27 protein-coding genes are annotated in these 25,967 nt (G+C 44.9%); 11 read left to right on the top strand and 16 right to left on the bottom strand.

The features are described from left to right. Positions 1-19: 19 nt before the first annotated feature. Complete coding sequence (locus ACXAF2_RS16635; RefSeq protein WP_475140249.1) at positions 20-1,246, bottom strand: Ger(x)C family spore germination protein; 1,227 nt, start codon at positions 1,244-1,246, stop codon at positions 20-22. Continuing rightward, on the bottom strand, positions 1,236-2,858 hold the full coding sequence (locus ACXAF2_RS16640; protein ID WP_475140251.1) for a spore germination protein: 1,623 nt from the start codon (positions 2,856-2,858) through the stop codon (positions 1,236-1,238). Before ACXAF2_RS16640 ends, ACXAF2_RS16635 begins: the two co-directional genes overlap by 11 nt. A 131-nt stretch (positions 2,859-2,989) precedes the next feature. Here ACXAF2_RS16640 and ACXAF2_RS16645 point away from each other — a divergent pair, with 131 nt between their 5' ends. Beyond that, entirely contained in the window at positions 2,990-3,214 is a 225-nt protein-coding gene (locus ACXAF2_RS16645; protein WP_475140252.1) for a YczF family membrane protein, read from the top strand. Positions 3,215-3,268: 54 nt separating this feature from the next. On the opposite strand, the gene ACXAF2_RS16650 is transcribed toward ACXAF2_RS16645, so the two are convergent. The 4 genes from ACXAF2_RS16650 to ACXAF2_RS16665 all read right to left on the bottom strand — a co-directional run bounded on the left by ACXAF2_RS16650 (position 3,269) and on the right by ACXAF2_RS16665 (position 8,336). Next, the gene (locus ACXAF2_RS16650) at positions 3,269-5,851 is read right to left on the bottom strand and encodes an ABC transporter permease (RefSeq protein WP_475140253.1); all 2,583 of its coding nucleotides are present in this window, start codon (positions 5,849-5,851) and stop codon (positions 3,269-3,271) included. Beyond that, positions 5,848-6,531, bottom strand: coding sequence for an ABC transporter ATP-binding protein (locus tag ACXAF2_RS16655; protein ID WP_475140255.1), 684 nt, complete (start codon positions 6,529-6,531; stop codon positions 5,848-5,850). The genes ACXAF2_RS16650 and ACXAF2_RS16655 overlap by 4 nt, the downstream gene beginning before the upstream one ends. A gap of 121 nt (positions 6,532-6,652) precedes the next feature. After that, positions 6,653-7,648, bottom strand: coding sequence for a sensor histidine kinase (locus tag ACXAF2_RS16660; RefSeq protein ID WP_475140257.1), 996 nt, complete (start codon positions 7,646-7,648; stop codon positions 6,653-6,655). 1 nt (position 7,649) lies between these two features. Continuing rightward, positions 7,650-8,336, bottom strand: coding sequence for a response regulator transcription factor (locus ACXAF2_RS16665; protein ID WP_475140258.1), 687 nt, complete (start codon positions 8,334-8,336; stop codon positions 7,650-7,652). Positions 8,337-8,675: 339 nt separating this feature from the next. On the opposite strand from ACXAF2_RS16665, the gene katG reads away from it, so the two are divergent. The 3 genes from katG (at position 8,676) to ACXAF2_RS16680 (ending at position 11,946) form a co-directional block, all read left to right on the top strand. Beyond that, positions 8,676-10,892 (top strand): catalase/peroxidase HPI, encoded by a 2,217-nt coding sequence (katG, locus tag ACXAF2_RS16670; protein ID WP_475140259.1) that lies wholly within the window; start codon positions 8,676-8,678, stop codon positions 10,890-10,892. Positions 10,893-11,115: 223 nt separating this feature from the next. Beyond that, positions 11,116-11,319 (top strand): hypothetical protein, encoded by a 204-nt coding sequence (locus tag ACXAF2_RS16675; RefSeq protein WP_475140261.1) that lies wholly within the window; start codon positions 11,116-11,118, stop codon positions 11,317-11,319. A 33-nt stretch (positions 11,320-11,352) separates the two neighbouring features. Continuing rightward, positions 11,353-11,946: an STAS domain-containing protein gene (locus ACXAF2_RS16680; RefSeq protein ID WP_475140434.1), complete on the top strand. Its 594-nt coding sequence runs from the start codon at positions 11,353-11,355 to the stop codon at positions 11,944-11,946. A 122-nt stretch (positions 11,947-12,068) separates the two neighbouring features. On the opposite strand, the gene ACXAF2_RS16685 is transcribed toward ACXAF2_RS16680, so the two are convergent. Genes ACXAF2_RS16685 through ACXAF2_RS16695 form a run of 3 tightly spaced genes read right to left on the bottom strand, consistent with a single transcriptional unit; the run spans position 12,069 to position 13,701 of the window. Continuing rightward, a complete protein-coding gene (locus ACXAF2_RS16685) occupies positions 12,069-12,551 on the bottom strand; it encodes a DMT family transporter (protein ID WP_475140263.1) in 483 nt (160 codons plus the stop codon). A gap of 12 nt (positions 12,552-12,563) precedes the next feature. Next, on the bottom strand, positions 12,564-13,259 hold the full coding sequence (locus ACXAF2_RS16690) for a Crp/Fnr family transcriptional regulator (RefSeq protein WP_475140264.1): 696 nt from the start codon (positions 13,257-13,259) through the stop codon (positions 12,564-12,566). A gap of 16 nt (positions 13,260-13,275) precedes the next feature. After that, complete coding sequence (locus ACXAF2_RS16695) at positions 13,276-13,701, bottom strand: DMT family transporter (protein ID WP_475140265.1); 426 nt, start codon at positions 13,699-13,701, stop codon at positions 13,276-13,278. Positions 13,702-13,966: 265 nt separating this feature from the next. On the opposite strand from ACXAF2_RS16695, the gene ACXAF2_RS16700 reads away from it, so the two are divergent. Then, positions 13,967-14,518 (top strand): DUF3231 family protein, encoded by a 552-nt coding sequence (locus tag ACXAF2_RS16700; protein ID WP_475140266.1) that lies wholly within the window; start codon positions 13,967-13,969, stop codon positions 14,516-14,518. A gap of 186 nt (positions 14,519-14,704) precedes the next feature. On the opposite strand, the gene ACXAF2_RS16705 is transcribed toward ACXAF2_RS16700, so the two are convergent. From ACXAF2_RS16705 to ACXAF2_RS16715, 3 genes are all read right to left on the bottom strand, one after another. Continuing rightward, positions 14,705-15,058 (bottom strand): hypothetical protein, encoded by a 354-nt coding sequence (locus ACXAF2_RS16705; protein ID WP_475140268.1) that lies wholly within the window; start codon positions 15,056-15,058, stop codon positions 14,705-14,707. 35 nt (positions 15,059-15,093) lie between these two features. Beyond that, positions 15,094-15,432, bottom strand: a complete 339-nt coding sequence (locus ACXAF2_RS16710) for a hypothetical protein (protein WP_475140270.1) — start codon at positions 15,430-15,432, stop codon at positions 15,094-15,096. A 112-nt stretch (positions 15,433-15,544) separates the two neighbouring features. Beyond that, positions 15,545-16,009 carry a geobacillin-26 family protein gene (locus ACXAF2_RS16715; RefSeq protein WP_475140272.1) on the bottom strand — a complete coding sequence of 155 codons (465 nt, stop codon included), beginning with the start codon at positions 16,007-16,009 and terminating at the stop codon, positions 15,545-15,547. 140 nt (positions 16,010-16,149) lie between these two features. Here ACXAF2_RS16715 and ahpC point away from each other — a divergent pair, with 140 nt between their 5' ends. Both ahpC and ahpF read left to right on the top strand, forming a co-directional pair. Next, the gene (ahpC, locus tag ACXAF2_RS16720) at positions 16,150-16,713 is read left to right on the top strand and encodes an alkyl hydroperoxide reductase subunit C (RefSeq protein ID WP_475140273.1); all 564 of its coding nucleotides are present in this window, start codon (positions 16,150-16,152) and stop codon (positions 16,711-16,713) included. 12 nt (positions 16,714-16,725) lie between these two features. After that, positions 16,726-18,252, top strand: coding sequence for an alkyl hydroperoxide reductase subunit F (gene ahpF, locus ACXAF2_RS16725; protein ID WP_475140275.1), 1,527 nt, complete (start codon positions 16,726-16,728; stop codon positions 18,250-18,252). 51 nt (positions 18,253-18,303) lie between these two features. Here the strand turns inward: ahpF and ACXAF2_RS16730 are convergent, their stop codons facing one another. Then, complete coding sequence (locus tag ACXAF2_RS16730) at positions 18,304-18,732, bottom strand: GNAT family N-acetyltransferase (RefSeq protein WP_475140276.1); 429 nt, start codon at positions 18,730-18,732, stop codon at positions 18,304-18,306. A 305-nt stretch (positions 18,733-19,037) separates the two neighbouring features. Between ACXAF2_RS16730 and ACXAF2_RS16735 the strand changes: the two genes are divergently transcribed. After that, positions 19,038-19,586, top strand: coding sequence for a CBO0543 family protein (locus ACXAF2_RS16735; RefSeq protein ID WP_475140277.1), 549 nt, complete (start codon positions 19,038-19,040; stop codon positions 19,584-19,586). Positions 19,587-19,714: 128 nt separating this feature from the next. Here the strand turns inward: ACXAF2_RS16735 and ACXAF2_RS16740 are convergent, their stop codons facing one another. Then, on the bottom strand, positions 19,715-20,566 hold the full coding sequence (locus tag ACXAF2_RS16740) for an SDR family oxidoreductase (RefSeq protein ID WP_475140279.1): 852 nt from the start codon (positions 20,564-20,566) through the stop codon (positions 19,715-19,717). 238 nt (positions 20,567-20,804) lie between these two features. Here ACXAF2_RS16740 and ACXAF2_RS16745 point away from each other — a divergent pair, with 238 nt between their 5' ends. From ACXAF2_RS16745 to ACXAF2_RS16755, 3 genes are read left to right on the top strand one after another with little or no spacing between them, the layout of a single operon-like run. After that, entirely contained in the window at positions 20,805-22,211 is a 1,407-nt protein-coding gene (locus tag ACXAF2_RS16745; protein WP_475140280.1) for a spore germination protein, read from the top strand. 26 nt (positions 22,212-22,237) lie between these two features. Beyond that, entirely contained in the window at positions 22,238-23,332 is a 1,095-nt protein-coding gene (locus tag ACXAF2_RS16750; RefSeq protein ID WP_475140281.1) for a GerAB/ArcD/ProY family transporter, read from the top strand. Then, complete coding sequence (locus ACXAF2_RS16755) at positions 23,329-24,423, top strand: Ger(x)C family spore germination protein (protein WP_475140283.1); 1,095 nt, start codon at positions 23,329-23,331, stop codon at positions 24,421-24,423. Before ACXAF2_RS16750 ends, ACXAF2_RS16755 begins: the two co-directional genes overlap by 4 nt. Positions 24,424-24,605: 182 nt before the next feature. On the opposite strand, the gene ACXAF2_RS16760 is transcribed toward ACXAF2_RS16755, so the two are convergent. Further along, a complete protein-coding gene (locus ACXAF2_RS16760; RefSeq protein ID WP_475140284.1) occupies positions 24,606-25,298 on the bottom strand; it encodes a Dph6-related ATP pyrophosphatase in 693 nt (230 codons plus the stop codon). Between the two features lie 99 nt (positions 25,299-25,397). Then, positions 25,398-25,958, bottom strand: a complete 561-nt coding sequence (locus tag ACXAF2_RS16765) for a DEAD/DEAH box helicase family protein (protein ID WP_475140286.1) — start codon at positions 25,956-25,958, stop codon at positions 25,398-25,400. Between the last annotated feature and the right edge of the window lie 9 nt (positions 25,959-25,967).

The following is a 25,967-nucleotide window of genomic DNA, read 5'->3' on the forward strand; positions in this document are numbered from 1 at the left end:
CGGTACCCCCTTTCCCTCACTATTGATCTTCATCTAAACTTGAAAGAAACGATTTGTTTCGTAATCCCGCACGACGGATATAGGCTTCCACTGTAACATCCACCTTTAATTCCGGAAAGTACACATCGTTCCACATCGGTTTAAGCTTCTTCCACTCACCCGGACTGGAACGTCGAATGGCTTTGCCAAATTCAAAGATATCCGCTTTATTTGCTTGAGCCTGTTCAATCGCTTTTTTAATTTCTGTTTTAACCTCTTTCTCCAACTCTTCTTCCATCTTTGAAATAACCTTTACATCTGTGATATCGACAGGTACATTCATCTCCCCGATACTTCCTTCCGCACGTGTATGAATAGAGACATGGGGCTTTCCATTCTTCACTTTCGCAGATACGGTTGTTTTTTGACGGACTGTTTGATAGGCGATGGCTTCCTTTTTTCCTTCCCAATCAATGTTGATGTCTGTTCCTTGAATGTCATCTCTGATCCATACGGTTCCTCTTGCCGCTTTTCCATAGTACCAATCGACTAACTTCCCTTCTTTTATGATGCCGATCCCACTGGCTTCAAGGGTAGATTCCGGCGCACTCTCTTGAATGTTCTCTAACTGGCTCGCATGCTTGGGGTTTCCTACAAGACGAAACCCTGAAACCACGGTTGCTTCATCAGGGGACTGAAGTCCTTTCATCACGTCTTGAATCGACGTTTTGATCGTCTCTCCCCATACCCTTTGGGAGAATTCCAACGTTTTCAGCACCTTATTCGCTGGAATTTTATCAACGGGTGTTAATGTTTTCACGAGGTCTTCTGCAGATGATTGATTGGCAATCACCATGGTTGTAGTGATCCTAAATTCATGATCTCGATCGACTGCATCGATTAATGTAGCTACACCTTCTTCTCTTGAAAGGTTCTCCCCAACCACCACCAGGTTGGTATGAGCATAATATAATCTTCTGGAAATTTTGCTTGAAGCACGCCTGCTTGCTTCTACTAAATTATTTCCAGTAGCCGAATAGATGGTAACAGGTGGGCTTTGAGTCCCTCCACCTCCCCCACGCATGCCTCCAGCCACGTTCCCGGGATTAATGATTTGAAGGGTGATGGCATATTTTCCATCTTCCGTCTTATCTACTCCCATGGCTGCCACGATAGCAAGATCGGTCAGCTCTTTTTTGCTCCAACATCCCGAAAGCAAGACGGTCATTGACACCCATAATAAAAGGAAGACCAACTTATGCTTCATCGTTGTCACCCTCTTTAAAATCCCGATTGACCATCGCGCGTGATGAAGGCGGCTCGGGACGTAGATTCTTTTCTTGCCGTCCTGTATTGGCACTGATTAAGCGAGGTCTTTGTCTTAGTGACCACCATGGCAATCTTACAAATGTATCTCCATTATCCACAGGTATAAAGGGGGCAAATGGGGCCATATAGGGCACACCGAACGATCGTAAACTGCATAGATGCACGACCATCATCAAGAGGATCAAAATAATTCCATAGAAGCCAAATGTTGCCGCACCAACCATAAACAAAAACCGGAGTAAACGGGCTGAAATGGCCATATCAAAAGAAGGTGTCGCAAAACTGGCAATCGCTGTGATCGATACAATGATGACCATGGCCGGTGACACAATACTCGCCTGAACGGCTGCTTGTCCGATAACAAGTGCACCGACAATGGATACAGCCGAACCAATCGCTTTCGGCAGTCGAATTCCTGCTTCCCGTAAGATTTCAAATGTTATCTCCATCAGAAGAGCTTCCACGAATGCAGGGAAAGGAACGGCTTCCCTCTGTGCTGCAATGGCCACAATGAGCGTTGTCGGAACCATTTCCTGGTGGAAAGTTGTGACAGCGACAAAGGATGCTGGTGCAATCAGCGAAATCATAAACATCAAAATGCGTAAAAGCCGAATCGATGTCGCAATATCGAAACGGGCGTAATAATCCTCAGCCGACTGGAAAAATTGTATAAACACGGCGGGTGCAATCAGTACAAAAGGGGTTCCATCGACAAAAATGGCAATACGTCCTTCAATCAGATTCCCCGCCACTACATCAGGTCTCTCAGTATTGAAAATAGTGGGAAAAGGAGACAGTGTTTGATCTTCAATTAGTTGCTCGATATAGCCTGATTCTAAAATACTATCAATGTCGATCTTGTTTATTCGCTGACGAACTTCTTCAATCACCTTTTCATTGGCAATGCCATGTATGTACATAAGCGTCACATCGGTTTTGGTTACACGGCCAACCTTCAAGGACTCCATCCATAAATCAGGGGTCTTAATGATGCGCCTTACCATGGCTGTATTGGTATCAATCGACTCTGTAAACGCCCCTTTTGGACCACGGACCACCATTTGAGTGTTCGTCTCCGAAATGGAGCGTTTCTCTCCACCTTTCGTACATGCACTCAAACCCTTTGAAATGCCATCTATCAGGATCAGGGTGTCACCTGCCATTAAAGATGAAAACAGGTCTTCCCAGGTATGGAGAGATAACACGTTCCCAACCGTCATCATGTCCTCAGAAACCCGTTCAAACGCATCATGCTCATTCAATTGTTCTTTATCATCATCTTTCATCATGGTCTGCAATAAGAACTCTTGAATCGTCCGATTGTCTACTATTCCTTCGATATAGACAATGGCCGTTTTAATATCGGAATCTCTCCCCATTTTCAGATGACGAACGACGAGGTCTGAACTGTTTCCTGTTTTCTGTCTGATGATGTCAAGGTTGACTGACAACGAATCTTGTATATGTTCCCCCGAGTGTTCAGCAGCTTGACTTTCAGCATTCGACTGGTGGTTCTTTTTTGGTTTTCGACCTTTAAAGAACGAAGGCATAGATTCAGGCACCCTCCTCTTATTTTTTATTACTTTAACCAAATGAGGGGTTTTTATGTAATTATTAACAAAGGTTTGACTGAATGATACAAGTCCAAAGAGAAGAACCTAGTAGGAGGAGTGTGATCGGCATGAAAATCATGGGCATTGCCCTTTTAATGATGGGATGTTTAATGGCTTTTTCTCTAAGTCTTGATATTCTCCAAGGGTTTGATGTTTCAGAAGCATTGTACAATGCCGTACGTCCTTTTCGGGTAATGGAATTAACAGAAATATTTGTCCTCTTTTTTCTTCTTTCGATTTTTTTGGTTGAAACTGCCTACGTGTTAATAAAGAAGAGAAACGAAAACAAGTAACTATCCTTAAGCAAAAAAGAGATGAGCCTCCATTAGCCCATCTCTTCTCTCTTTTTATATATTCTCTTGCTTCAAACCTTCAATGATATTCTGCTTCTTCACCTTTCCAATTGAATAAAGCATGGCCGAGCTGACGATGATGAAAATCGCAGCGATGACAGATAGGATATCGATCCACGGCATCACGAACCCGTAATCGAAGGTCTCACCGACAGATCTGTGGATCAGATACATGACTACGATACTGATCGGCAGCCCGTACAGCAAGGCCTTGACGCCGTAAAAGATGCTTTCATAGTTGATCATTTTATTAAATCCTTTTGGCGTCATCCCAACGGATTTCAGCATGGCGAATTCCCGTTTTCTCAAGGAAATGCTCGTTGAAATCGTATTGAAGATGTTCGCGATGGATATCATTGAAATCAGTGCGATGAACCCATATGTGAAGACTGACAGGAACAGGATGAGCTGCTCTTCTTGCTGCCTGTCTTGATAGACATTGTATATATACAGATTCGATGGCACCACTTCTTCAAGGGCTTTCTGGGTTTCCATCGGGTCGGTACTGTTCATATATAACTGGCTGCGGACTTGCTTTTTCATCTCGTCTTCCATCAAGGCATCCATCGTTTCCATCGGTACGATGACATCCAATCCGCCCATCATTGCGGTACGAACCCCCATCGGCACTTGGTCTGTCATGGCGCCGATCGTAAACGATCCCAAAGGGTTCGATTTCTCTGTATCATAGTTCGTGAAGATCAAATCGAGGACGTCTCCCGGTTCGGCTACGATCGATTTGGCCTCAATGAACTTGTTCGTCGTCGGATCATGATAGGAAATCTGATCAATGACGATGGCTGCTGGCTTCTTGGGATCGTCGAACATCCCGGGTTCTGCGCCTGCTTTTTTGGCATAGTCTCTAAAGCTCTGTTCATCCAATCCATGTAAGTTCACATAGTATTGATAACGTCCATCATCAAGGGGAATATTATCCCGTTCGATCATGTCTTTCAATTCCTGAGGAAACTTGTCTTTCTCAATAAGGACAGTCGGGCTCAGACTTTTTTGGACGCTGTATGTTGTGATACCCTCCAGTTGAACCAAGTCTTCCAATGGCTTTGTATCCCCCGTATTGGCCGATACGGAAATATCGAAATTCGTGCCCTCCTGGGACATGACTGCCGATTTCTTCAGGTTATCTGTAAAGAATGACACCGATAAGAAGAGAACGATACTGATTACCAGGGAAAAGATCGTCGCATGGTAACGTCGTTTATTCCGTTTCAGATTCTTTAATCCGATTTCCGCTTCCAGCCCGAACAGCTTCCGGACGAGCTTGGACGTTTTGACCGCCTTACCGGTCAATTTGATATCCTGCGTCTGCCTGATCGCATCGATCGCTGAAATCTTCGATGCTTTTCGTGCAGGCAGATACGTGGAAATAAAAATTGTCGCGCTTGAAATCAGACAGGAAACCAGGACCGTTGACGGCGTGACGACAACCTGAAGTCTCTCGGAAATGCCCAAAGCCCCGTCAATGTAGGTATTGATAAACCAAAAGGTAGCTCCGATCCCCAAGGCACCTGCCAATAAACCAAGGGGGATGCTGATGACTCCGATGACCATCCCTTCGAAAAAGACGGAATTTCTCTTCTGTTTCTTCGTCGCACCTACACTCGAAAGCATCCCTAAGTGTCTGGATCGTTCAGATACGCTGATGGCAAATGCATTATAAATAAGGGATACCGAGCCGATGATGATGACGGCCATGATAATCGCAAGTAAGGAGAACAAAGTGAAGCGGAGATTGTCATTGTCTGTCACACCGTAGTAGCGCAGTAATTCATCATTGAAAGCTACTTTCTCGATTCCATTCTCTTTTGCCAGTTTCTCGGCATGCTCAAATACGGAGGACTTCACTTTGTCCAACACCACAACCGCATCCACCATATCTGACTTATTCAAGGAACTCTTATCGATATAGCCGAGCACCGTATAGCCCGGAGACCATGCCGGTTCCCATGATGGGCTTTCGATGATGCCCGTAACCGTGAAGGTCTCCATGGAGTTCACTTCGAGCTTTTCCTTCATGCCTTCTCCATCCCTTTGGAGCGGGTCATTCTGTCCCAATGGCTCGCTTTGCCCCTCCATCATCCGGCTCCCGATAGCCAGTTTGATCTGGTCCCCGATCTTGTACTGAACCCCGGCATCATTCGCGATTTCCTCGGAGATGACCACTTCCTGTTCATCGGAAGGCAGGCGGCCTTTACTCAACTCGATCGGAAACTGCTTCAAGCCTTCTTCATTATATTCTTTTATAAATAAGTAGGGCTTATCTTCCATTTTGGCCCCATCGAGCTTTGCATACCCCAACTCATTGGATAGGAGCAAATTTCCCGTATCCTCGTCATTCGCTATTGCTTCGATTTGCTCGGGGCTGACGTTTTGATATTTAACATGCCACTCGCCATTGTCGGCTATCGATTGTCTTTTCATAATGTCCAGGAATGAGACGCCGAGTGTCGCAACGGCCATGATCATCGACACCGAGATGATGACCCCGGTGATGGTCACAAGAGTCCTTCTTTTGTTTTCTTTCAGATGCCGTAATGTCAGTTTGTTGATGATATTCATGGACGGATCACCTCATCCTTTGCGACCTTTCCATCTGCGATTTCGATCACACGATCGGCCTGCAGCGCAATCCGTTCATCGTGGGTGATGATGATCAATGTCTGGTTATAGGTTTTGTTGAACATCTTTAACAGTTCAATGATTTCCGTAGAGTTCTTGCTGTCGAGATTCCCTGTCGGCTCATCCGCGAGAATGATGGCCGGATTACTGATCAGCGCTCTCCCGATGGATACACGTTGCTGTTGTCCACCGGATAATTGATTCGGCAGATGGTTCAGCCTTTCATGAAGGCCCAATGTCGATACTAGATCCGTCAACTGCTTTTGATCCACTTTATGCTGATCCAATAACATGGGAAGGGTGATGTTCTCTTCCACCGTCAAAATCGGGATCAAATTATAGAACTGATAGATCAACCCGATCTGCCTTCTTCTGAAAACAGCCAGCTGTGTTTCATCCAATTGATAAATATCGGTTTGATCGATCAGCACTTTCCCACTTGTCGGACGATCGACGCCTCCAAGCAGGTGAAGCAAGGTGGATTTCCCCGATCCAGAAGGACCGATGATTGCAACGAATTCCCCTTTTTTCACAGAGAATGAGACATCATCCAGTGCCTTGACCGCCGTCTCCCCTTTGCCATATATCTTAGACAGATTTTCAATTTGTAAAATGTTCATTTGGTACCTCCATAATGTTGATGTAGACCCCAGTATATCTGTCCAATATGACTTTAAAGTGACTATGAAAGTGACAATTTATTCACTTTAGTGGGTAAGAGGAGCAAGCATAATCACCCTCCTATTTATAAAATTTTATCGAAAACACGGTCCCATTTCCTTTTTCACTTCGGACCTCAAGATCCCCCTGCTGACTGGTGATGATGCTGTAAGCCATCGCCAGACCGATTCCAACACTTTCGTCGCTTGCATTCTTGCCTTTGTAAAAACGCCTGAATATGTATGGAAGATCTTCTTTTGGAATCCCGTCTCCATTATCGGCAATGGTGATTTCAGTGTAGAGCGGATTCTCCAAAAACGAAATGGAGATGATCCCTCCTTCTCCCGTGTGCTCCACAGCATTTTTCAGGATATTGATGAGGGCCTCGGCCGTCCAGCGAAGATCACCGATGAACGTGACCGATTCGACCCCGCTCACTTTCAATGTCTGCTCTTTAATTTCCATTGGGATCAAGACAGGCTGCACCGCCCTCTGAATCAGGTCCCGGACGGCCACCGTGTCTTTCTTAAAGGCGATGGTCCCTGCATCGATCTTGGATAATGTCAAAAGAGAAGAGACAAGCCATTCGATCCTCTCCAACTGCACCCGGATATGTTGAGTGAATTCGGCACGCTTGGATTCCTCCAATGTGCTATCACTTAAGAGATCGGCCATCACCATCATCGAAGTCAAAGGTGTCTTCAACTGATGCGAGATGTCAGAAAGGGCATTGGTCAAGGTGAGTTTGTCCTTCTCTAAAAATGAGCGATGCTCAGACAGCATCAAGGTTACCTTATAGATGTCATTCTTTAATATGCTGAGCTCCCCTTCTTGGTTATCCCGGACATCGAGGCTGTCATCCCCGCTGCTGATTTTCCTCAAATAACCCGAGAGCTTTTCAATTTCCCGGTATCGCCACCTTGTAAAGAAAAAGCTGCATCCTGCGAGCAAGCCGGATGTGACCAGCACAAACAACGCAACCCGAATCGAAAACAGAAAACCTGCCAATATAAATGCCACAAGACTGATAGCCCAAAAGCTGATGAAAAACCATTGAACTTCCCGATTCCGCCACATATCAATCCCCCGCCTTATATCCCATACCGCGAACGGTCTTGATGATCGTTGGCCGCTGCGGATGGTCCTCTAACTTCTCGCGCAGCCTCTTGATATAAACAGTCAGCGTGTTATCGTTGACAAAATCACCGGCCACGTCCCATATCCGATCGAGGAGCTGGGCCCTCGTCAGAACTTGTCCGACGTGATTGGCAAAGATAAGTAGGAGCCGGTATTCCAAAGCGGTCAATACTACCTCGTCACCATTTTTATACACTTTGCCCTCTAACGTGTTAATCCGGATATCCTCAATATCCATCCACACATTTGCCTGTGCCGGTTGCTTATGATACCGACGGAGCACCGACCGGATACGCGATAGCAGCTCACGGACCCGGAACGGCTTCGTAATATAGTCATCTGCACCCATATCCAGCCCCATCACGACGTTCACTTCGTCATCCAGCGCTGTCAAAAAGATCACCGGCTTATCGTCCCGCTTCTTCACCATCTCACACAAATCATAGCCGCTCCCATCAGGAAGAGACAAATCAAACAAACATAAATCGATTTCTTCTAACCGACCATGAATGATCGCTTTGGCAGACTCCGCATCATAACAAAGAATCGTCTCATATTCCTCCTGACGCAGCGAATACTCCAACCCGGCCGCAATCGTCCGATCATCTTCTACCAACAACACTTTCATATACATACACCCTAACCGTCAGTCATTTATCAACATATTTTATCATGGAAACAGAATCAATGGACAGGTTCCGACGAGCCGTCCCTTCATCTAAGAAGACATATTCGAAATCTGTTTCATTCATGTTATTCCCCCTCGACTTACTCTTATTCTATAAGAAGCCTTCTACTTGATACATTTTCCATAAAAATCCGTCGATTGAACACTTCTCACTTTGAATCAGACTCATCGTCCACTATAATGTAAGTAAGAATTATCATAATAATCTAACTCTTCACCTCTAGCAAATGGTAATGGTTTATTCGACCCAGTGTCCCATATCTGAAAGGAGAATTGTAAATGGAAAACAACAATCGCCCAGACCAAAAGGATCACTCAGCAGCTGCAGGACAGTGCCCTGTCACTCACCACAAGGATAGTGCCATCACGACGACCACGGCTCCAGGAGGTACGACGAATAAAGACTGGTGGCCGAACATGTTGAACCTGAACATCCTTCGCCAGCATGACACGAAATCAAACCCAATGGGGGAAAACTTCAATTATAAAGAAGAATTCTCGAAGCTTGATTACGATGCCCTGAAGCAGGATCTTCACAATCTGATGACAGACAGCCAGGACTGGTGGCCTGCCGACTACGGTCACTACGGTCCATTCTTCATCCGGATGTCATGGCACGCAGCAGGTACATACCGTGAAACGGACGGACGCGGAGGCGGTTCATCAGGTTCACAACGCTTTGCCCCATTGAACAGCTGGCCGGATAATGTCAACCTTGATAAAGCCCGCCGCCTGTTGTGGCCGATCAAGCAAAAGTATGGAAACAAAATTTCATGGGCTGACCTGCTTGTGTTAACAGGTAACGTTGCACTTGAATCCATGGGCTTGAAGACATTCGGATTTGGTGCAGGACGCGAAGACATTTGGCATCCTGAGGAAGATGTATATTGGGGTAATGAGAAGGAATGGCTTGCTGACAACCGCTATTCCGGCGACCGTGAGCTTGAAAATCCACTCGCTGCCGTACAGATGGGGCTGATTTATGTTAACCCGGAAGGACCGAACGGAGAACCGGATCCACTGGGAAGTGCCCGTGATATCCGCGATACATTCGGACGCATGGGGATGAATGACTATGAAACTGTTGCCCTTGTGGCAGGCGGTCACACCTTCGGGAAGGCCCACGGAGCCGGTGACGCCGACCTTGTAGGTGATGATCCGGAAGCGGCGGATCTTGAGACTCAAGGATTCGGATGGCTCAGCTCACATGGAAGCGGAAAAGGACGCGACACGATTTCAAGTGGTGTCGATGGTGCCTGGACGACGAATCCGACCAAATGGGACAACGGCTACTTCGACCTTCTATTCGGGTATGAGTGGGAGAAAACGAAGAGTGCGGCAGGCGCTTCCCAATGGGCACCGGTCGGCATGACGGAAGAACATATGGCACCAGATGCCGAAGATCCATCGATCAAAGTGAAGACGATGATGACAACCGCTGATATGGCGTTGCGTATGGATCCGGATTATGAAAAGATTTCCCGTCGCTTCCACGAGAACCCGGAAGAGTTTGCCGATGCCTTCTCCCGTGCCTGGTTCAAACTCCTTCACCGCGACATGGGTCCGAAAGCAAGATACTGGGGTCCTGAGGTTCCACAAGAAGACCTGATCTGGCAGGATCCGGTTCCCGCGGTGGATTATGATCTATCTGATAGTGAAGTGGCCTCGTTGAAGGAAAAAATCCTGGACACAGGCTTAACCGTGAGCGAGCTTGTGAAAACCGCTTGGGCATCCGCAAGCACATACCGCGGTTCCGATATGCGTGGAGGTGCGAACGGTGCACGGATCCGTCTCGCTCCTCAGAAAGACTGGGAAGTGAACGAACCACAGCAGCTTGAGAAAGTCCTCGGAGTCTACGAAGACCTACAGAGCAAGCTTGATAAAAAAGTCAGCCTCGCTGATTTGATTGTGTTAGGAGGAAATGCAGCCATCGAGAAAGCCGCTAGGGACGCCGGCTTCGAGGTAACCGTTCCGTTCTCTCCTGGTCGCGGGGATGCAACGCCTGAGCAGACCGACGCTGAGAACTTCTATGTATTAGAACCGGTGTCAGACGGATTCCGTAACTATCAGAAGCAGGAATACGCTGTCAGCCCGGAAGAAATGCTAGTGGATAAATCACAGTTGTTAGGACTGACTGCTCCGGAAATGACCGTCCTTCTTGGTGGTATGCGTGCTCTTGGCGCCAACCACGATGGGACGGATCATGGCGTATTCACAGATCGCGTCGGTGCATTGACCAATGACTTCTTCGTGAACCTGCTCGATATGGGCATCGAGTGGAAACCGGCAGGCTTCAATCAGTATGAGGGACGTGACCGCAAGACGGGTGAAGTGGTTCGTAAGGCATCACGCTTTGACCTGGTGTTCGGTTCGAACTCTGTCCTTCGTGCTCTGGCAGAAGTGTATGCGCAGGATGACAATCAAGAGAAATTTGTCCGTGACTTTGTTGCCGCTTGGGTGAAAGTGATGGATGCGGACCGGTTTGATTTGAGATAAAGTGAACACGCCTCTTCCGTGTTGGGGGGAGGCGTGTTTTTTGATGGGATGAGTGTAAAGGTCTTTCGAATAAAAACACCTCTTATGAACATCATCTTTTTTTCACTAACGGAACCAAAACCCATACTATTAAACAGCAAATCTGATAGACTGTCAGTATAGGTATATTTATTCACCTATATCTAAAGCTGTATGAAACCAGCAAGGGAAGTAGGTGACAAAAATGACAAATACATTGTCTAGAGCATTTAAACCGATTGAAGAAGCAGCTGATGATGTACTCGAACTCATCAGTAAGTTTGTAGATGTGAACACCTTTTTTCTTGCTAAAAATGACAAAAAAGAAGTCAATATCGTCCGGGCATACAATCGTGATGACGTGGTTCTGCCAACTGGTTTCGAGACCTTATATCGTGATTCATTCTGACAATTCATTGTAAAGGGTGGTCGTGAACCGCTCATCATTGAAGACTTGAATGGATCAGCCTTAACCAAGGATATGGACGTGACGAAAAGTCTTGGCGGCGGCTCGCTTATCGGGGTCCCCATTTATTATAGGGATGGGGAGAATTACGGTACCCTTTGCGGCATGGACCTGCGTCCGTTTCATTTTACTCAGGAGCACCAGGACTTATTTATGGCCATGGCTGCATTGCTCGAGAACGTGTTGGACCTTGAAAAGAAAAACGTGCAGGTGAATATGCTATCCGTTCCCCTTGTACCAATCTTTGATGAAGTCGCCGTCCTCCCTCTCATTGGGGAGGTAGATTACGAACGAACCTCACGCGTCATCGAGCATACCCTGTTCGAAGCGTCCAAAGGTGAGTTGGAGTACATCATCATCGACTTATCCGGTCTCGTCAGCATCGATTCAGAAAGCACCTTCCATTTAATGAAAATCTCAGATTCTCTCAAATTGGTCGGAGTTGCCACCATCTTGACCGGTTTCCGTCCTGACCTCGCCCAAAAAGTCCTTCAATACCGCAATGACTTTTCAGGCATCAGAGTGGAAGCAACTCTTAAACAAGCGATCAAATCATTGAAACTGAAGTGAATTTGGTAGGTCATGAGAGAGGAAAAAACACGCCTTACCCTAACCGGGATGGGGCGTGTTTCTTTTGCTTTTTGTTTTACGTTACTGCCCGGATAGAGACCGTCTTTTCAAGCCGGAAACCCTCAAGCCCCCACTCTCTCACGTTCACGACCAACATCCTGTTTCTCATCCGTCCGCTTCTCCAACTTATACACCAACACCCCGCCAATCAACAGTCCAATCCCAAGAATCTTCTCCCAGGAAAGTGCAGAAGGTTCAAAACCGAACCATCCACCTGTGTTGACGATAAATGCAATGGTGATTTGAGAAATAAGCGCAATCGAGATCGCATACGCCGGTCCGATCAACGTGACTCCCCTCATCAGGAAGAACACGATGCCGACTCCGAATACCCCGCTAAACAGAAAGACAGGATTGACCCCGCTGAAGTCCAGCAGGCTTTTATCTTCCATTGTATAAAAGACCGGCAGTGAACAGACGAGACCGAGGCCGAGTACCAGGCTCGTCGTTGCCCATGGGCCAGTTTTTTCACTGACTCGTGCATTGAATACATTTTGTAAACTGATTAAGATCCCTGCCATGATGGCGAGTACGATTCCGATCATTTGAGACCCTCCTTATTCATAGATGTTTCCTTTCGCAAGGATGCTGAGCTTTTCAAGATCTTTGATGGTGATGGACCCGTTGACCCGCTCGATGAGGTCGTCGGTTGCCATCTTCTTCAGTACCCGGTTCAGGTGACGGTAGCTGGTGCCGATCCATTCGGCGAGCTCCATGAGATTGGACGTATGCATCTCCTGATGGAACATGGTCCCTTCCCCCGCTTCTGAAATGGATAGCAGATAGCTCGCTAATCGTACTTCGACGGGATACAGCATGTGCATACTGGTAATATGTGATTCCGTGTAAAACTTGTGGGCCACTGTATCAAATAGAAAACGCAGGATCGCCAGATGCTCCTTCTCAAGCCTTGAGAGATCCGTGAACGGAACCGATAGGAACACCCCATCCGTGACAGCTTCCACTGAGTTGAGAACCGCAGTACCTTTCGCATATTCCACATCCCCGATCAGGGCAAGGGGACGCTTGAACCGGTTGATCAACAGCTTCCCTTCCGGTGTATGGGTAAAGATCTTGATTTTCCCCTCCATGAGGAAGTACAGTTCGTCGAGTTCTTCCCCCGTTGAAAAAAGAGTGTCCCCTTTTTCAAAGGAATACATCTTGATATACTGTCTGAAATCCGCCGGAAATAACTCATCCAGCTCGAATTGTTTTATATAATGATCTGGTTCAACACTCTGTATTTCTTTCATCGTATGGCTCCTTCTTCTACAATTGGAAAAGGACGACCCCTGCAAGCATCATCGAGAGGCCAATTGCCTGCCTCGGCGTAACCGGGATCTTCTTCTCTCCGAACCATCCACGTGACTCAATAAGGAATGCCGTCCCGATCTGTGCCACGAGAAGGATCGCAATGGCCGATGCCGGTCCGATCATGTGGATTGCCGTCAGTTCCGAGAACACCACGATCACACCGAACGATCCACCGATCAAGTACAGGAACGGCACCTGCCTGAAGCTCTTTCCTTTCCCATCTCTTACTTTCATATATATTGTCATCGAAATCGTAAAGGCCACAAGATGAACCATCGAAGTCGTATGCCACCCGCCGATCGCGTCACTCATCCTTGCATTGAATATCCCCTGCATGGTGATGCAAAGTCCACCAAGCAGCGCAAATAAAGCACCTTTCATCGTTCATCCTCCTATTCTTTGTTCTATTAAATAGGAGGACGGATTTTTGCGAAAGGACATATGTCCTAAGGGTTGCCGGTTTGGTTGTTTGGTAAACCAAGGTGACAGAGGAGGCCAGGTAGCCACGGGGACAGGTACAGTTGCTACATTCTAAGCACCGGAACGAATTTTCTTACCTTTACTGTGGTCAATTTCTCAATGGAGAACAACAGATTAAAAGGATGAAAATTGGAAACAATGGTAGTAAAAAAAAGGATGACCATACATGCAGAATATCTTCGAAACCGCTTTTGATTACCTGCGAACCACTTTTGATACAGAACCAAAGTCACCTCCACATATCGGTGAAGCGATGGGATGTTGGCTTTATTTCACTGCCTTGGCAGAAGAAGTACCTGTCCTTGAAGCTTCATTAAATACAACGACAGACAACGAACTAATCCAACTCATTAACAAATCAAAGGATCTAGGGGAACACCAATTGAAAATACTTCAACAATTCATGGTAGATGAGGGCATACCCCTTTCGAAAACCTCAGAAGCCAGACCTAAATCCGACCCCAACAGTATTCCATTAGGGGCTAAAATGACAGATGATGAAATCGCCAACTTTATCTCCATCAAAATTGCAACGAATATTGTGATGTGTGCCACAAATATGAGTCAAAGCATCCGCAATGATGTCGGTCTCATGTGGGCACGATTTCAGGCCGAAAAAATGGTGCTTGGTATGGAACTGAAAACAGCGATGCGCAAAAGAGGATGGCTAAAGGTACCACCCTACTATTATCCTCCGGGGGCGCCTAAAAATCAGTGAGTACACTTGAATGAATAGAAGCTGAAGATCTTTATTCTGATCTTCAGCTTCTATGATTTTGGAATTTAAGGGAACAAGTACGTTGACACCCTTTGACCACTGGCAAGTGATCGATAAAAAATCAATCATTACCGCTAAAACTTCTCAGACTTCCAAGACTTAAAAAAGATCACTGATCCCAGGGCATCATTTCGAGCTATTCCCCCGGACTTTCCAGAAATCCATCACTATCAATACCATCGTGACAGTGACAATGACATAAAGGATACTGTTATTAATCATTTGGATAGTCATTTGAACCGCAAATAATAGCAGCAAAAACGACATCCTCCAGATCAATTTTATCCTGCTCACCTTCTCCTCACTAATCCCTTTACTGAATCTGGGGTAATAGATCCCTAATCCGAGCAGAATGAGAATTGTAAACAGATTGATAAAAGGCGTTAAACCTCCAAACAGATTCAATCGACTGATGGAAAAATAGAATATGATTGAATACAAAACCAGAAGGTACAGGTTGTAACGCAGTATGTTTGCCATGTTATCTCCCTCCTAATTTGTCGCTGGTCTTAATCCTACCCATGTCTACTAACTCTTCCCGCATTCTTCCACTTCCGAATCAACGACACCCACCAAACGATCACATATATATAACCGAACAGAAGATAGAAAGCCCACATTTCCCCTTTTACCAGGTCGCTCAGCCATTGCTCCAATTCATTCTGATTTTCCCCTCGATAAATTCCATTCACCAAGCCGACAACCGGGATGGAAAGGGTGACAAAAATGGTGAGCATTGCCCCCCATCTATACCGTTGTTTTCTAATTGAGAATAAGGCAGATGCTATCGTTATTAGCATGAGTGAGTAATAGAGAATCCAAAACCATTGTGGCAGGGTTTCTGTAGAATACATGTAATTTCACCTCTTATTTATGTATTTTTCGACAGGTAGGAATCTAATCCTGCACCACTTTACTAAACCGATATGTGGACAAAAGAATCTGACCAACCGCCAGTTCCGACACTTATGAATCTGTCAAGCTAACGTAATAATATCCAACATCCTCGATCGCTGCCTGCATTCCTATAAATGACGTAATAGCATAATACACCGCACCCAACGCCAAACAGGCTATGACCGCCCCACTTACCCGGGGGATATGTTTGGTTTTTTTATAAAAGACCAGTGAGGTTATCCCGACAATGATAAGGTAGGAAATCGATAGAATGAGCCCGAATGTGTGACTGCCAAGATCATTCACAGCCGTTCGAAAATGTTCCAGATGATCTTGATTTTCCTTGTTCTCGTCGATCGTCACCAGGTGATCTTGATAACCGATTTTCCATATGAGCCCGTCTTCCCCTTTTAAGACCGTGTACTGATAACCCCCCGCTTCCCCTTCCCCTATCACAAATGGTGACGTCGCATACATATGGACGGGAAGCAGGGTGAAAAGCATCGTAAACAGGACAAGCAATCGTTTGTTCAACTCCATCTTCCTTTCTATCAGAACCTCAATCTTTTCCCTTGACAAAGAAACGCATATATATAATAATAAATATCGAATTAGAATTATTATAATCTATTAATGATTCTCAATCACACAAACTACTAGGAGGAATTTACACTATGTCATTAATCGGTTCACAAGTCGTACCATTTAAAGCAGAAGCATTCAAAGATGGTGAGTTCATCACTGTTACAGACGAAAGCCTGAAAGGTCAATGGAGCATTTTCTGCTTCTACCCTGCAGACTTCACATTTGTATGCCCGACAGAACTTGAAGACCTTCAAAATAACTATGAAACTCTTAAAGAGCTTGGCGTAGAAGTTTACTCAGTTTCTACGGATACTCATTTTACACATAAAGGCTGGCACGACAGCTCTGAAAAAATCGGTAAAATCAAATACGCAATGATCGGTGACCCGTCACAACGCATCACTCGCGGATTCGATGTATTAAATGAAGAAGATGGTCTTGCTGACCGCGGAACATTCATCATCGACCCGGATGGCGTGATCCAAGCAGTTGAAATCAACGCTGGCGGAATCGGCCGTGACGCAGATATCTTAGTAAGCAAAATCAAGGCTGCACAATATGTGCGTAACAACCCAGGCGAAGTTTGCCCGGCGAAATGGCAGGAAGGTTCAGACACACTTAAGCCAAGCCTTGATCTAGTTGGTAAATTATAAGGAGTGCTGAGCATGCTTGAAGCAGATATTAAAGCACAATTAGAACAGTACCTGCAAATGATGGAAGGCGACATCGTCCTGAAAGTCAGTGCAGGAGACGATGACATTTCGAAGGACATGCTGGCTCTTGTTGAAGAGCTAGCTTCCATGTCATCACGCATCAGCGTAGAAAAAGAAGAATTGACAAGAACACCAAGCTTCAGCGTGAACCGTCCCGGTGAAGAGACCGGTATCATTTTTGCCGGTATTCCTCTTGGACACGAATTCACATCCCTGGTTCTTGCTCTCCTTCAAGTCAGCGGCAGAGCGCCGAAAGTGGATCAAAGCGTCATCGACCAGATTAAGAGCGTCAAAGGCGAACACCACTTCGAGACGTATGTCAGCCTAAGTTGTCATAACTGTCCTGATGTCGTACAGGCACTGAACATCATGAGTGTCCTGAACCCGAACATCACGCATACGATGATCGACGGTGCTGCCTTCAAGGAAGAAGTGGAACGCAAGAACGTCATGGCTGTTCCTGCTGTTTACTTGAATGCGGAATTCTTCAACGGCGGACGTACGAGTTTAGAAGAAATTCTTTCTAAGATCGTGGAAGGTCCAAGTGCCGATGAGTTATCGGATAAAGAGCCATATGATGTCCTTGTCGTAGGTGGCGGACCTGCAGGATCCAGTGCGGCTATTTATGCTGCACGTAAAGGAATCCGTACGGGAATCGTCGCTGAACGCTTCGGAGGTCAGGTCCTTGACACGATGAGCATCGAGAACTTCATCAGCGTAAAGCAGACAGAAGGTCCAAAACTTGTGGCGAGTCTTGAGGAGCATGTGAAGGACTATGGTATTGATGTCATGAACCTTCAGCGCGCGAGCCGTCTCGAGAAAAAAGACCTTGTAGAGCTTGAGCTTGAAAACGGCGCGGTCCTGAAGAGTAAGAGTCTGATCATCTCAACTGGTGCACGCTGGCGTAACATCGGCGTTCCTGGTGAAGAGAAGTTCAAGAACAAAGGAGTGGCTTACTGCCCTCACTGTGACGGACCTCTGTTTGAAGGGAAAGATGTTGCTGTCATCGGCGGAGGAAACTCCGGTATCGAAGCAGCCATCGACCTTGCAGGAATCGTTAAACACGTTACGGTCCTTGAGTTCAACTCAGAACTGAAAGCCGACGACGTGTTGCAAAAACGTCTTTACAGCCTGCCGAACGTGACGGTGATCACGAACGCACAAACGCAAGAGATCACCGGTACGGATAAGGTGAATGGAATTACCTACACCGATCGTGATACTCATGAAGAGAAACACGTCGAACTGCAAGGCGTATTCGTCCAAATTGGTCTCGTTCCAAACACAGACTGGCTCGGCGACCTTGTAGAACGCACGAAATTCGGTGAAATCATCGTTGACAAACACGGTGCTACCAACGTCCCTGGCGTATTCGCCGCAGGAGACTGTACAGACAGTGCCTACAACCAAATCATCATCTCCATGGGATCAGGAGCAACAGCCGCACTTGGCGCATTTGACTACCTTATTAGGAATTGATGTATTATAGAGGTCCGTCCCTCCATCTTGAGGGACGGACCTCTTATATATTCAGGACAACTTCTTTCGAAGCGAATAACACCATTTCTCATATCCCAGCTTCTCTTCATAGAATCTATGGGCATCCCGTCTTTCAAGTCCTGACTCCAGCGCCACATATTCCAACCCGATCTCTTCAGCCAATCGATGGATATACTGCAACAACTGCTTTCCATATCCCTTGGAGCGATGGTTGGAAGACGTGATCAAATCATAGATGTACATATGATGTTTGTTGTAAAAATTGATCCTCTCCCCAATACCGGCGAGGGAAACGATTTCATCGTCCTCATATAAAGCGAACAAGCGATATCCTTCTTTCCTCATTCCCTCAACCAATGCCAGATATGTCTTTTCCGACAAATCGGTACGTAACTCATTCATCACCGGATAGGCTTGAATCATCTCACTCCGAGTTTGAAGTTCTTTTATGGTTGCCATCTCTCATCCCTCTTTACGATATAATCAGTATAGAATCATAGTGCCAGCATGAACCTTCTTCCTACACAATTACTTTTCACTAAATTTTAACATATTCTCCTCCAGAGGGACGGACCTCTTTTTACAGATTCTTCTCATTTGTACACCCTCAATAACCATTTCGAGGTCCGTCCCTCTTTCATCCTGAATGCATAAATCACCCTTTTTCTCTTATACTACAGGATAACGTCATTGCCATCTTTACTGGTGTTTTGGGGGGCGGTCGTTAGTAAGAGATATTTGTATAGACGGAGGTGGAGGGAAAGATGAGCACGGAGCTAAAGGTCCAACAAATTTATGAAGCCATGCATCAAACCTACATAGAAAAGTTCGAATTATGGCAAGAGGAAATTGTGTTCAGCTGGCAATGGTGGGCCGGGGTCCTGCTGACGATCATCCCTTGGCTCTTATGGGCCAAATACCGCCCAAAAGAAAGTACCCACCGATTATTATATATCGCCTTTTTCGTCATGTTCATCGCGATTTGGCTGGACAGCATAGGGGTTCAATTGGGCTTATGGCATTACAATTATGAAGTCCTCCCATTCTCCCCTTCTTATAAACCGTGGGATATTACCTTGATTCCTGTATTAACGATTGTTTTTATTCAAGTCAAACCACATGCCCATTTCTTTATTAAAGGAATACTATATGGTTTCTTGATTTCCTTTGTAGCAGAGCCGATTTTTGTGTGGAGTGATTTTGTGGTTTATACAGGATGGAAATACATCTATTCATTTCCGATTTATACAGTTATGTATTTCGCCTCTCATTATTTAAGTACAAGAATTCACTTTAGACCCATCCAAAAGTAAGTTTTCATGAGAATTCAAATGATGATGTTCAAAAGGTCAGAAAGAGCTGAGATAATCCACTCTTTCTGACCTTTATGTATTGATCCCAAGGATTCTGACTGATGTGTGGACTCAAAGCTAAGAATCCCCTAGTGTTTCTCCCAGTTTTCCTGGTAATCTTCTATATACCGTTCCAATCGAATGGGATCCGTATTGGTTATTTTCTTAAATTCATGCGTGACGTCTCCCGCTAACCCTAACTTGGTTGGAAAATGAATCCCGATGACCACATTTACGAAGTCCTCTTTTTTACCTTTTTTCACCATATAAGATTTAAATTCCTTCACTGAAGGATTCGCGTATTGGATCTTCTCCCCGAGTATCGTCGACATCAATTCGGCTACTTCATAGAAATCGACAGCCCGATCTCCTGTGATGACATGATTCTTATTCGTATGCTCCTGAGGGTGTTGAAAAGCATGAATGGCAATTTCAGCAAGGTCCCTTGTATCCACGAAGCTGGTTTTCCCTTTTCCTGCAGGAATGAATATCCTTCTATTTTCTTTGATTTCATCTGCCAAAAAGTCCTGGAGATTTTGCATGAAGTATCCGGCTCTGATGAAAGTATAGGGGATACCCAGTTTTTTAATCATCTTTTCGTTTTTATGATGATGAATGAAAGGAAGATATTGTACATCCTTGACGGATAAGTAAACAATATGCTGGATGCCCCTCTTCTTCATCGCTTCTAGAAACCCTTGAAACTCCAGTTTGTCTCCTGGGGGATACATCAGAAATACTTGATCCACCTGATCCAAGGCCTCATCAAACGTCCCAGGATCGGACAAGTCCAACGTTGTAAAGTCATAATCTTCTCCATAGATATCTTTCGCTTTTTCAACATTTCTTACGGCGCATTTCATGGAGACATTCCGTTCTTTCAATTTCTTGGCTACTTCTACCCCTACTTTTCCATTAAACCCCGTCACAAGTATCGTCATTCCCTCTCACTCCTCGTCACATCAAGCACTGCGATTCCCCATGCCCTCTTCAGTCATATTGTAAGTCATCTTTCTTAATTTGCGTAATCCCCTGGATTCCATGTATTTGTTTCATGAATGAACACCGATCTTTTCGTTCCATTCACCATCCACGAAACCCTCCCTTATTTCCGAACATAAATAATCCCTTTTCAGGCAAAATAATAGCAACCATCAAAAGACGGCAGGTGAATCACGAATGAGTCCTTCTAAGAAGATCGTCGACAGAATCGAACAGAATATAAAGGGGATTCACTCCGCCCTGTATGATACGGAAGATTTGAAGATAAGGGATCTCATTTTTCTGAATAAGCCTTGCAAACTTCTCTTTATCGACTCGCTAGTGGATAAAAAGCAGATAGAAAGAAATATTATTGAGCCTCTTCTTGAATGCAAAGAGGAGACTGGCCCGGAATCTGTGATAAAGAATGCGGAGTATAGTAGAACGACCGATCTCGAAGTGACCGTGAATGGTCTTCTTGAGGGGAGCTGCGCCCTGTTATCAGAAGGGGTAAATACTGCCCTGCTGATGCCCGTTGCTGCCGGTGATAATAGAGCCATACAAGAACCGGAAAATGAACACATCATCAAAGGATCCCATGATGGCTTTACTGAGAATATCAGTAAAAACCTCTTCTTAATCAGACGAAGAGTGAAAAATCCTTCATTACGTATTATAAATTATACACTGGGCACAAAAACAAATACTAAAGCCTCGATCGTCTATATTGAAGAGCTGGTGGATCATGGTCCATTAGAGGTGTTAATGAAAAGGATAGAAGCGGTCAATGTCGGGGAGCTTCAATCCTCGGGGGAATTGGAAGAATTAATTGAAGACAACAGCTATTCAGTATTCCCACAAATATTATCAACTGAGAGACCCGACCGGGCGGCATCCTATTTATTAGAAGGGAAATCACTTGTCATCGTGGATGGCACTCCACATGTTCTGGTTTCTCCTATTACCTTTTTCAGCTTTTACCAGTCGCCTGATGACTATAATAGCAGATGGATCATCGGGTCTTTTTTCCGGCTCATACGGATATTCAGCTTTTTGGTGGCCGTCTGTTTACCCGCCATTTATATTGCAGTCGTTTCCTTTCATTCAGAAGTTCTGCCTATCGGGATTCAATATGCGATCAGAGTTCAAATTGAATACGTCCCGCTGCCCCCTTTTTTTGAAGCCATTGCGATGCAGCTTGTACTGGAACTGTTAAAGGAGGCTGCAATCCGTCTCCCCTCACCCATTGCACAAACAATCGGGATTGTCGGCGGTTTGGTCATCGGGACGGCAATAGTAGAGGCAGGATTTGTTTCCAACACGATGATCGTCGTCATTGCACTTACTGCCATCGCCTCTTTCGTAGCACCTGTCAACCAAATGGGGACAGGTGCCAGGATCATGGCTTTCCCGATTATGCTCGCGGCCACTTTTTTTGGCTTTTTAGGCATTGTCCTTGCTCTTTCCGTATTACTGATACACCTCTGCAGGCTGGAGTCTTTCGGAAAACCTTACTTGGAACCCTTAGCCCCATTACACTTCAAGGGAATGAAAGATTCACTTATCAAAATCAAAAAGAGGAATAACACGTTAAAGCAAACGTAATCCAGAAAGAAAGTGTGGAATCGTCAATGTCACAGACAGGATCCCTAACGAACTGGCAGATATTCTTTCTTATGACCCAAACTCAAGTTGGATTCGCCATTCTAACACTGCCGAATACCTTGCAAAGTACAAGTAAAGGAGACGGCTGGATGTCGGTTCTCTTCGCAGGAGTGGTTCTCCAATTGTTTCTAGTGATGATCTGGCTACTATTGAGACGTTTCCCCAATTTAAACTATGCCGAAATCACTATATTCTTACTGGGGAAGTACGTAGGAAGCTTTGTAAATATGATCTTGTATCTTTACTTTATTGTAACGGCATCGTTTGTATTGCTTCGGTTTGCGTCGATTATTAAAGAACATCTGTTATTGATCACTCCTTATTGGGTAATCGGATTGCTGATGATGCTTACCTGTACATATTTAGCCATCAGTGACATTCGAATTATCGCCAGATTCTTTGGGCTCATATCCATTCTTTTTCTATTCTTATTCGGAATCTCGTTTTTTTCCTTTCTTTTGCCTGTGGACTTACATCATATTCTCCCTTTAGGAAACACCGGCATAAAGGAAATTGCCATCGGCAGCAAAGATTGTCTGTTAGCCATTTTGGGGTTTGAGGTGATCCTGTTTTTATATCCCCTCGCCTCCAAGAAGGGAAACACATTCTTAAAAGTGATCACATGGGCCAATGTCTTTGTAACAGGTTTAACTACTTATTTTGTCATTCTTTGCATCATGATTTTCAGTGAATCCGTCCTGAAGCAAATTAAATATCCTGTAATCTACTTTTTGCGTCCCCTTAACTTTCAAATGGTAGACCGCATCGATTTACTTTTTATATCCATATGGATTGTCCCCCTGGCAGCATCAATTGTCATCTATATATACATGAGCAGTAAAAGTCTTTCTTTTTTCAAGGGCAAACCCTATACCCTGGTTTTGATGAATAGTACTTTGATTTTCGTCCTATTTACGATTGCAAAGAAAGATCCCGACTCCCAAGAACTTTATTCCAACTATGTTGAATATTTGAGCTATGCCGTCGTATTCGCCATTCCAAGCATATTGTTATTGTTTTCTTACCTGGTAAAGAAACGGGAAAAGGAGGTTTCTTATTGAAAAAGATTCCGATTATTTTCATTGCTGTATTCCTTCTGACAGGGTGCTGGGACCAAAACCAGCTAAACGACAACAGACTGGTTAACGGGATCAGTTTTGACAAGGCTGAAGAGTCCGATCATATTCTGGGGACAGTCAGGGCGATTAATATACGCAGCGCTGGTGGCGGTAAGTTTGAAGTCGCGGATGAATTTTATGAAGCGGATAACGAAACGGTTACCCAGCTTGCGGTGGATCTACAAGACAAAGTATCCGGGAATATGGATGTAGGAAAAGCATTCGTCATTATTGTCGGGGAAGAATTGGCCCAAACCAAGGGCATCACTTCACTAGTAGAGCCGATTCTTAGATCCACCAGGGGATATATCTCCTCGCGTATCGTAATAAGTGAGGGAAAGGGGCATGAAATCTTGTCCTTGAAGCTTGAAGACAGTCCCATTGTTTTCGAGGTGGACAATCTGCTTACAGGTGGGACAAAGGGAACATCTATTCCTAAGGAAACGACGTTTACGGCCTGGAATGAAATATCAGACAAGACCAATGATATCTTTCTCCCCTATATAAAAAAAGATGACCAAAACAAGGTGATGTTGGCAGGGTCGGCTTTATTTAACGGTGATAAATTCACTGGTGATACACTGACAACAAGCCAGACCTCACTTCTGCTCATATTAAGAAATGAATTGGGAAACAGGGCGCTATTAAGCATAAAGTCAGAAGAGTTAAGTCAGCCTTTTACCATTGTCATTGATAATGCCAAGACAAAGATGGATGTCAAGAAAGAAAACGGGAAAGTCACCTGCACGGTTACAGCTAATCTTCAAGCAAGGATACAAAGCTATTATGAAGAAAAACCTTCCGAGGATCTCAAAAGCTTAAATAGTTTGGCTTCAAAGGAACTCACGAAAAAAGCAAAGGAACTTACCGACCTTTTAATTAAAGCGAATAGTGATGCTTTAGGAATCGCCAAAGAACTCTCCACGAAATATCCTGATTCCTGGAATCCCGAGGCGTGGAAACAGGACTATCAACAAGTGACGGTAAATCCAAAGGTAAACGTTGAGATTCTCGGGTCTAACAATCTTAAGTAAATCTTTTCATTTGTTGAGTAAAAAACTTAGTTTCTTTATTACAACAAACGAACAGGGTTGCTCGCTTTTTCTAAAATACCGGCCAATTCCGCATTGGCCGGTATACCTGCTCTAGATGATAGTTCAATTACTAACCCCATGAGCATTTCACCGTCGTTCCACCGTAGGTATTGATTTAGAAATTATCTTGGTTTAACTGGTAGTAAATCTATGAATAAGAACCTATCCTTTTTAGTGAGATGGTCAGGTACCACCCTTTCTTCCCCTAACACATACTCAACCGAAAAGGCAAAGTTCGGCCCGTCAAACACAAACGTATGAAACTCCCCATTCTCCCCGCAGATATCACGGGTCTCTTCCGGATAATCCCGCATGAACGCCTCATCATATACTCTCCCTGCAAAGGATCGATCCAATTGATCCATATCCACACAAGTGAGCACGGTTTGAAACCCGAGGTCAATAAATTCACGGCCGAGTTCCCCGATAGGCCGCCCCCAAAGAGGAAAGACCGGAGTGATCCCCGTTTCTGAAAGCATCTTCTCCCGATACTCCCGGACATCCTGAAGGTGAATATCCCCGAAGACCATGTGTGTGACCCCCTCCTCCAGCATATCTGAGACCGCACTCTCCATCCGCTCCTGATACAGCTCATTCGAACACTGCTCCGGGATCCAGACCTCACGAAGCGGAATTCCGAGCGACTCCGACTGCCTCTTCAACAGTTCATACCGGACGCCATGAATCGAAACCCTGTCGAAGCCCTCTGTCAGGGTAACGAGCAATGAATCAATCTCGTATTCCGGATTTTGTTGTAAGTTATATAATGCCAGGGTGGAATCCTTTCCACCGCTGAATGCTATGACTGTTTTCATATGTACCTCCATGATTACGATATTGTACTATTGACCCTTTTTAATGAACTCGATCATGACTTCACCGCTAAAAATAAATGAGCAGCGTATTTTTCTCTATTATAATTGAAATTTTTCCTTTATGATCTTTGCCACTTCTTCTGCACTCAAGTTTGTATTGTTTATCTTTATATAGTTTGAAGATTTAATCTCACCTTCTAATGAATTCAATCTGTATGTTTCCATCGACTTTTTCAAATCACCTTCAGACCATTCAATATCCCTTTTGGATGGCTTATGTTCAAGTCTATTTGAACTTTTATTTCGCTCAAGTCGTTCTCCTACATCTGCCTCAAGCTCCACAAAGTAAACCGTGCCTCCCCTGGACTCAAACAACCGAGAGACTTCATTTACATAATCCCAGTCCTCTCGCATATCAAATGCCCACACGTAAGTGAAAATCATTCCATACAAATCACTCTTTGAAACTTCTTCAAATATCTCCCGACGAAACAAATGGACTAATCTCTTTCCTTCTTTCGTGCCGTAGTCAAAGAAATGACTGACCAAGTCAATCGTCATATGATTATGAAAAAGTTTCAGATTCGTTATTTTTGCTAATTCCTGTCCAACTGTCATTTTACCAACTGCTTGAGGTCCAAATACAAGAACAAATTTCATGAGCTCTCT

The sequence above is a fragment of the Rossellomorea sp. ABR4_004 genome, assembly GCF_056159585.1.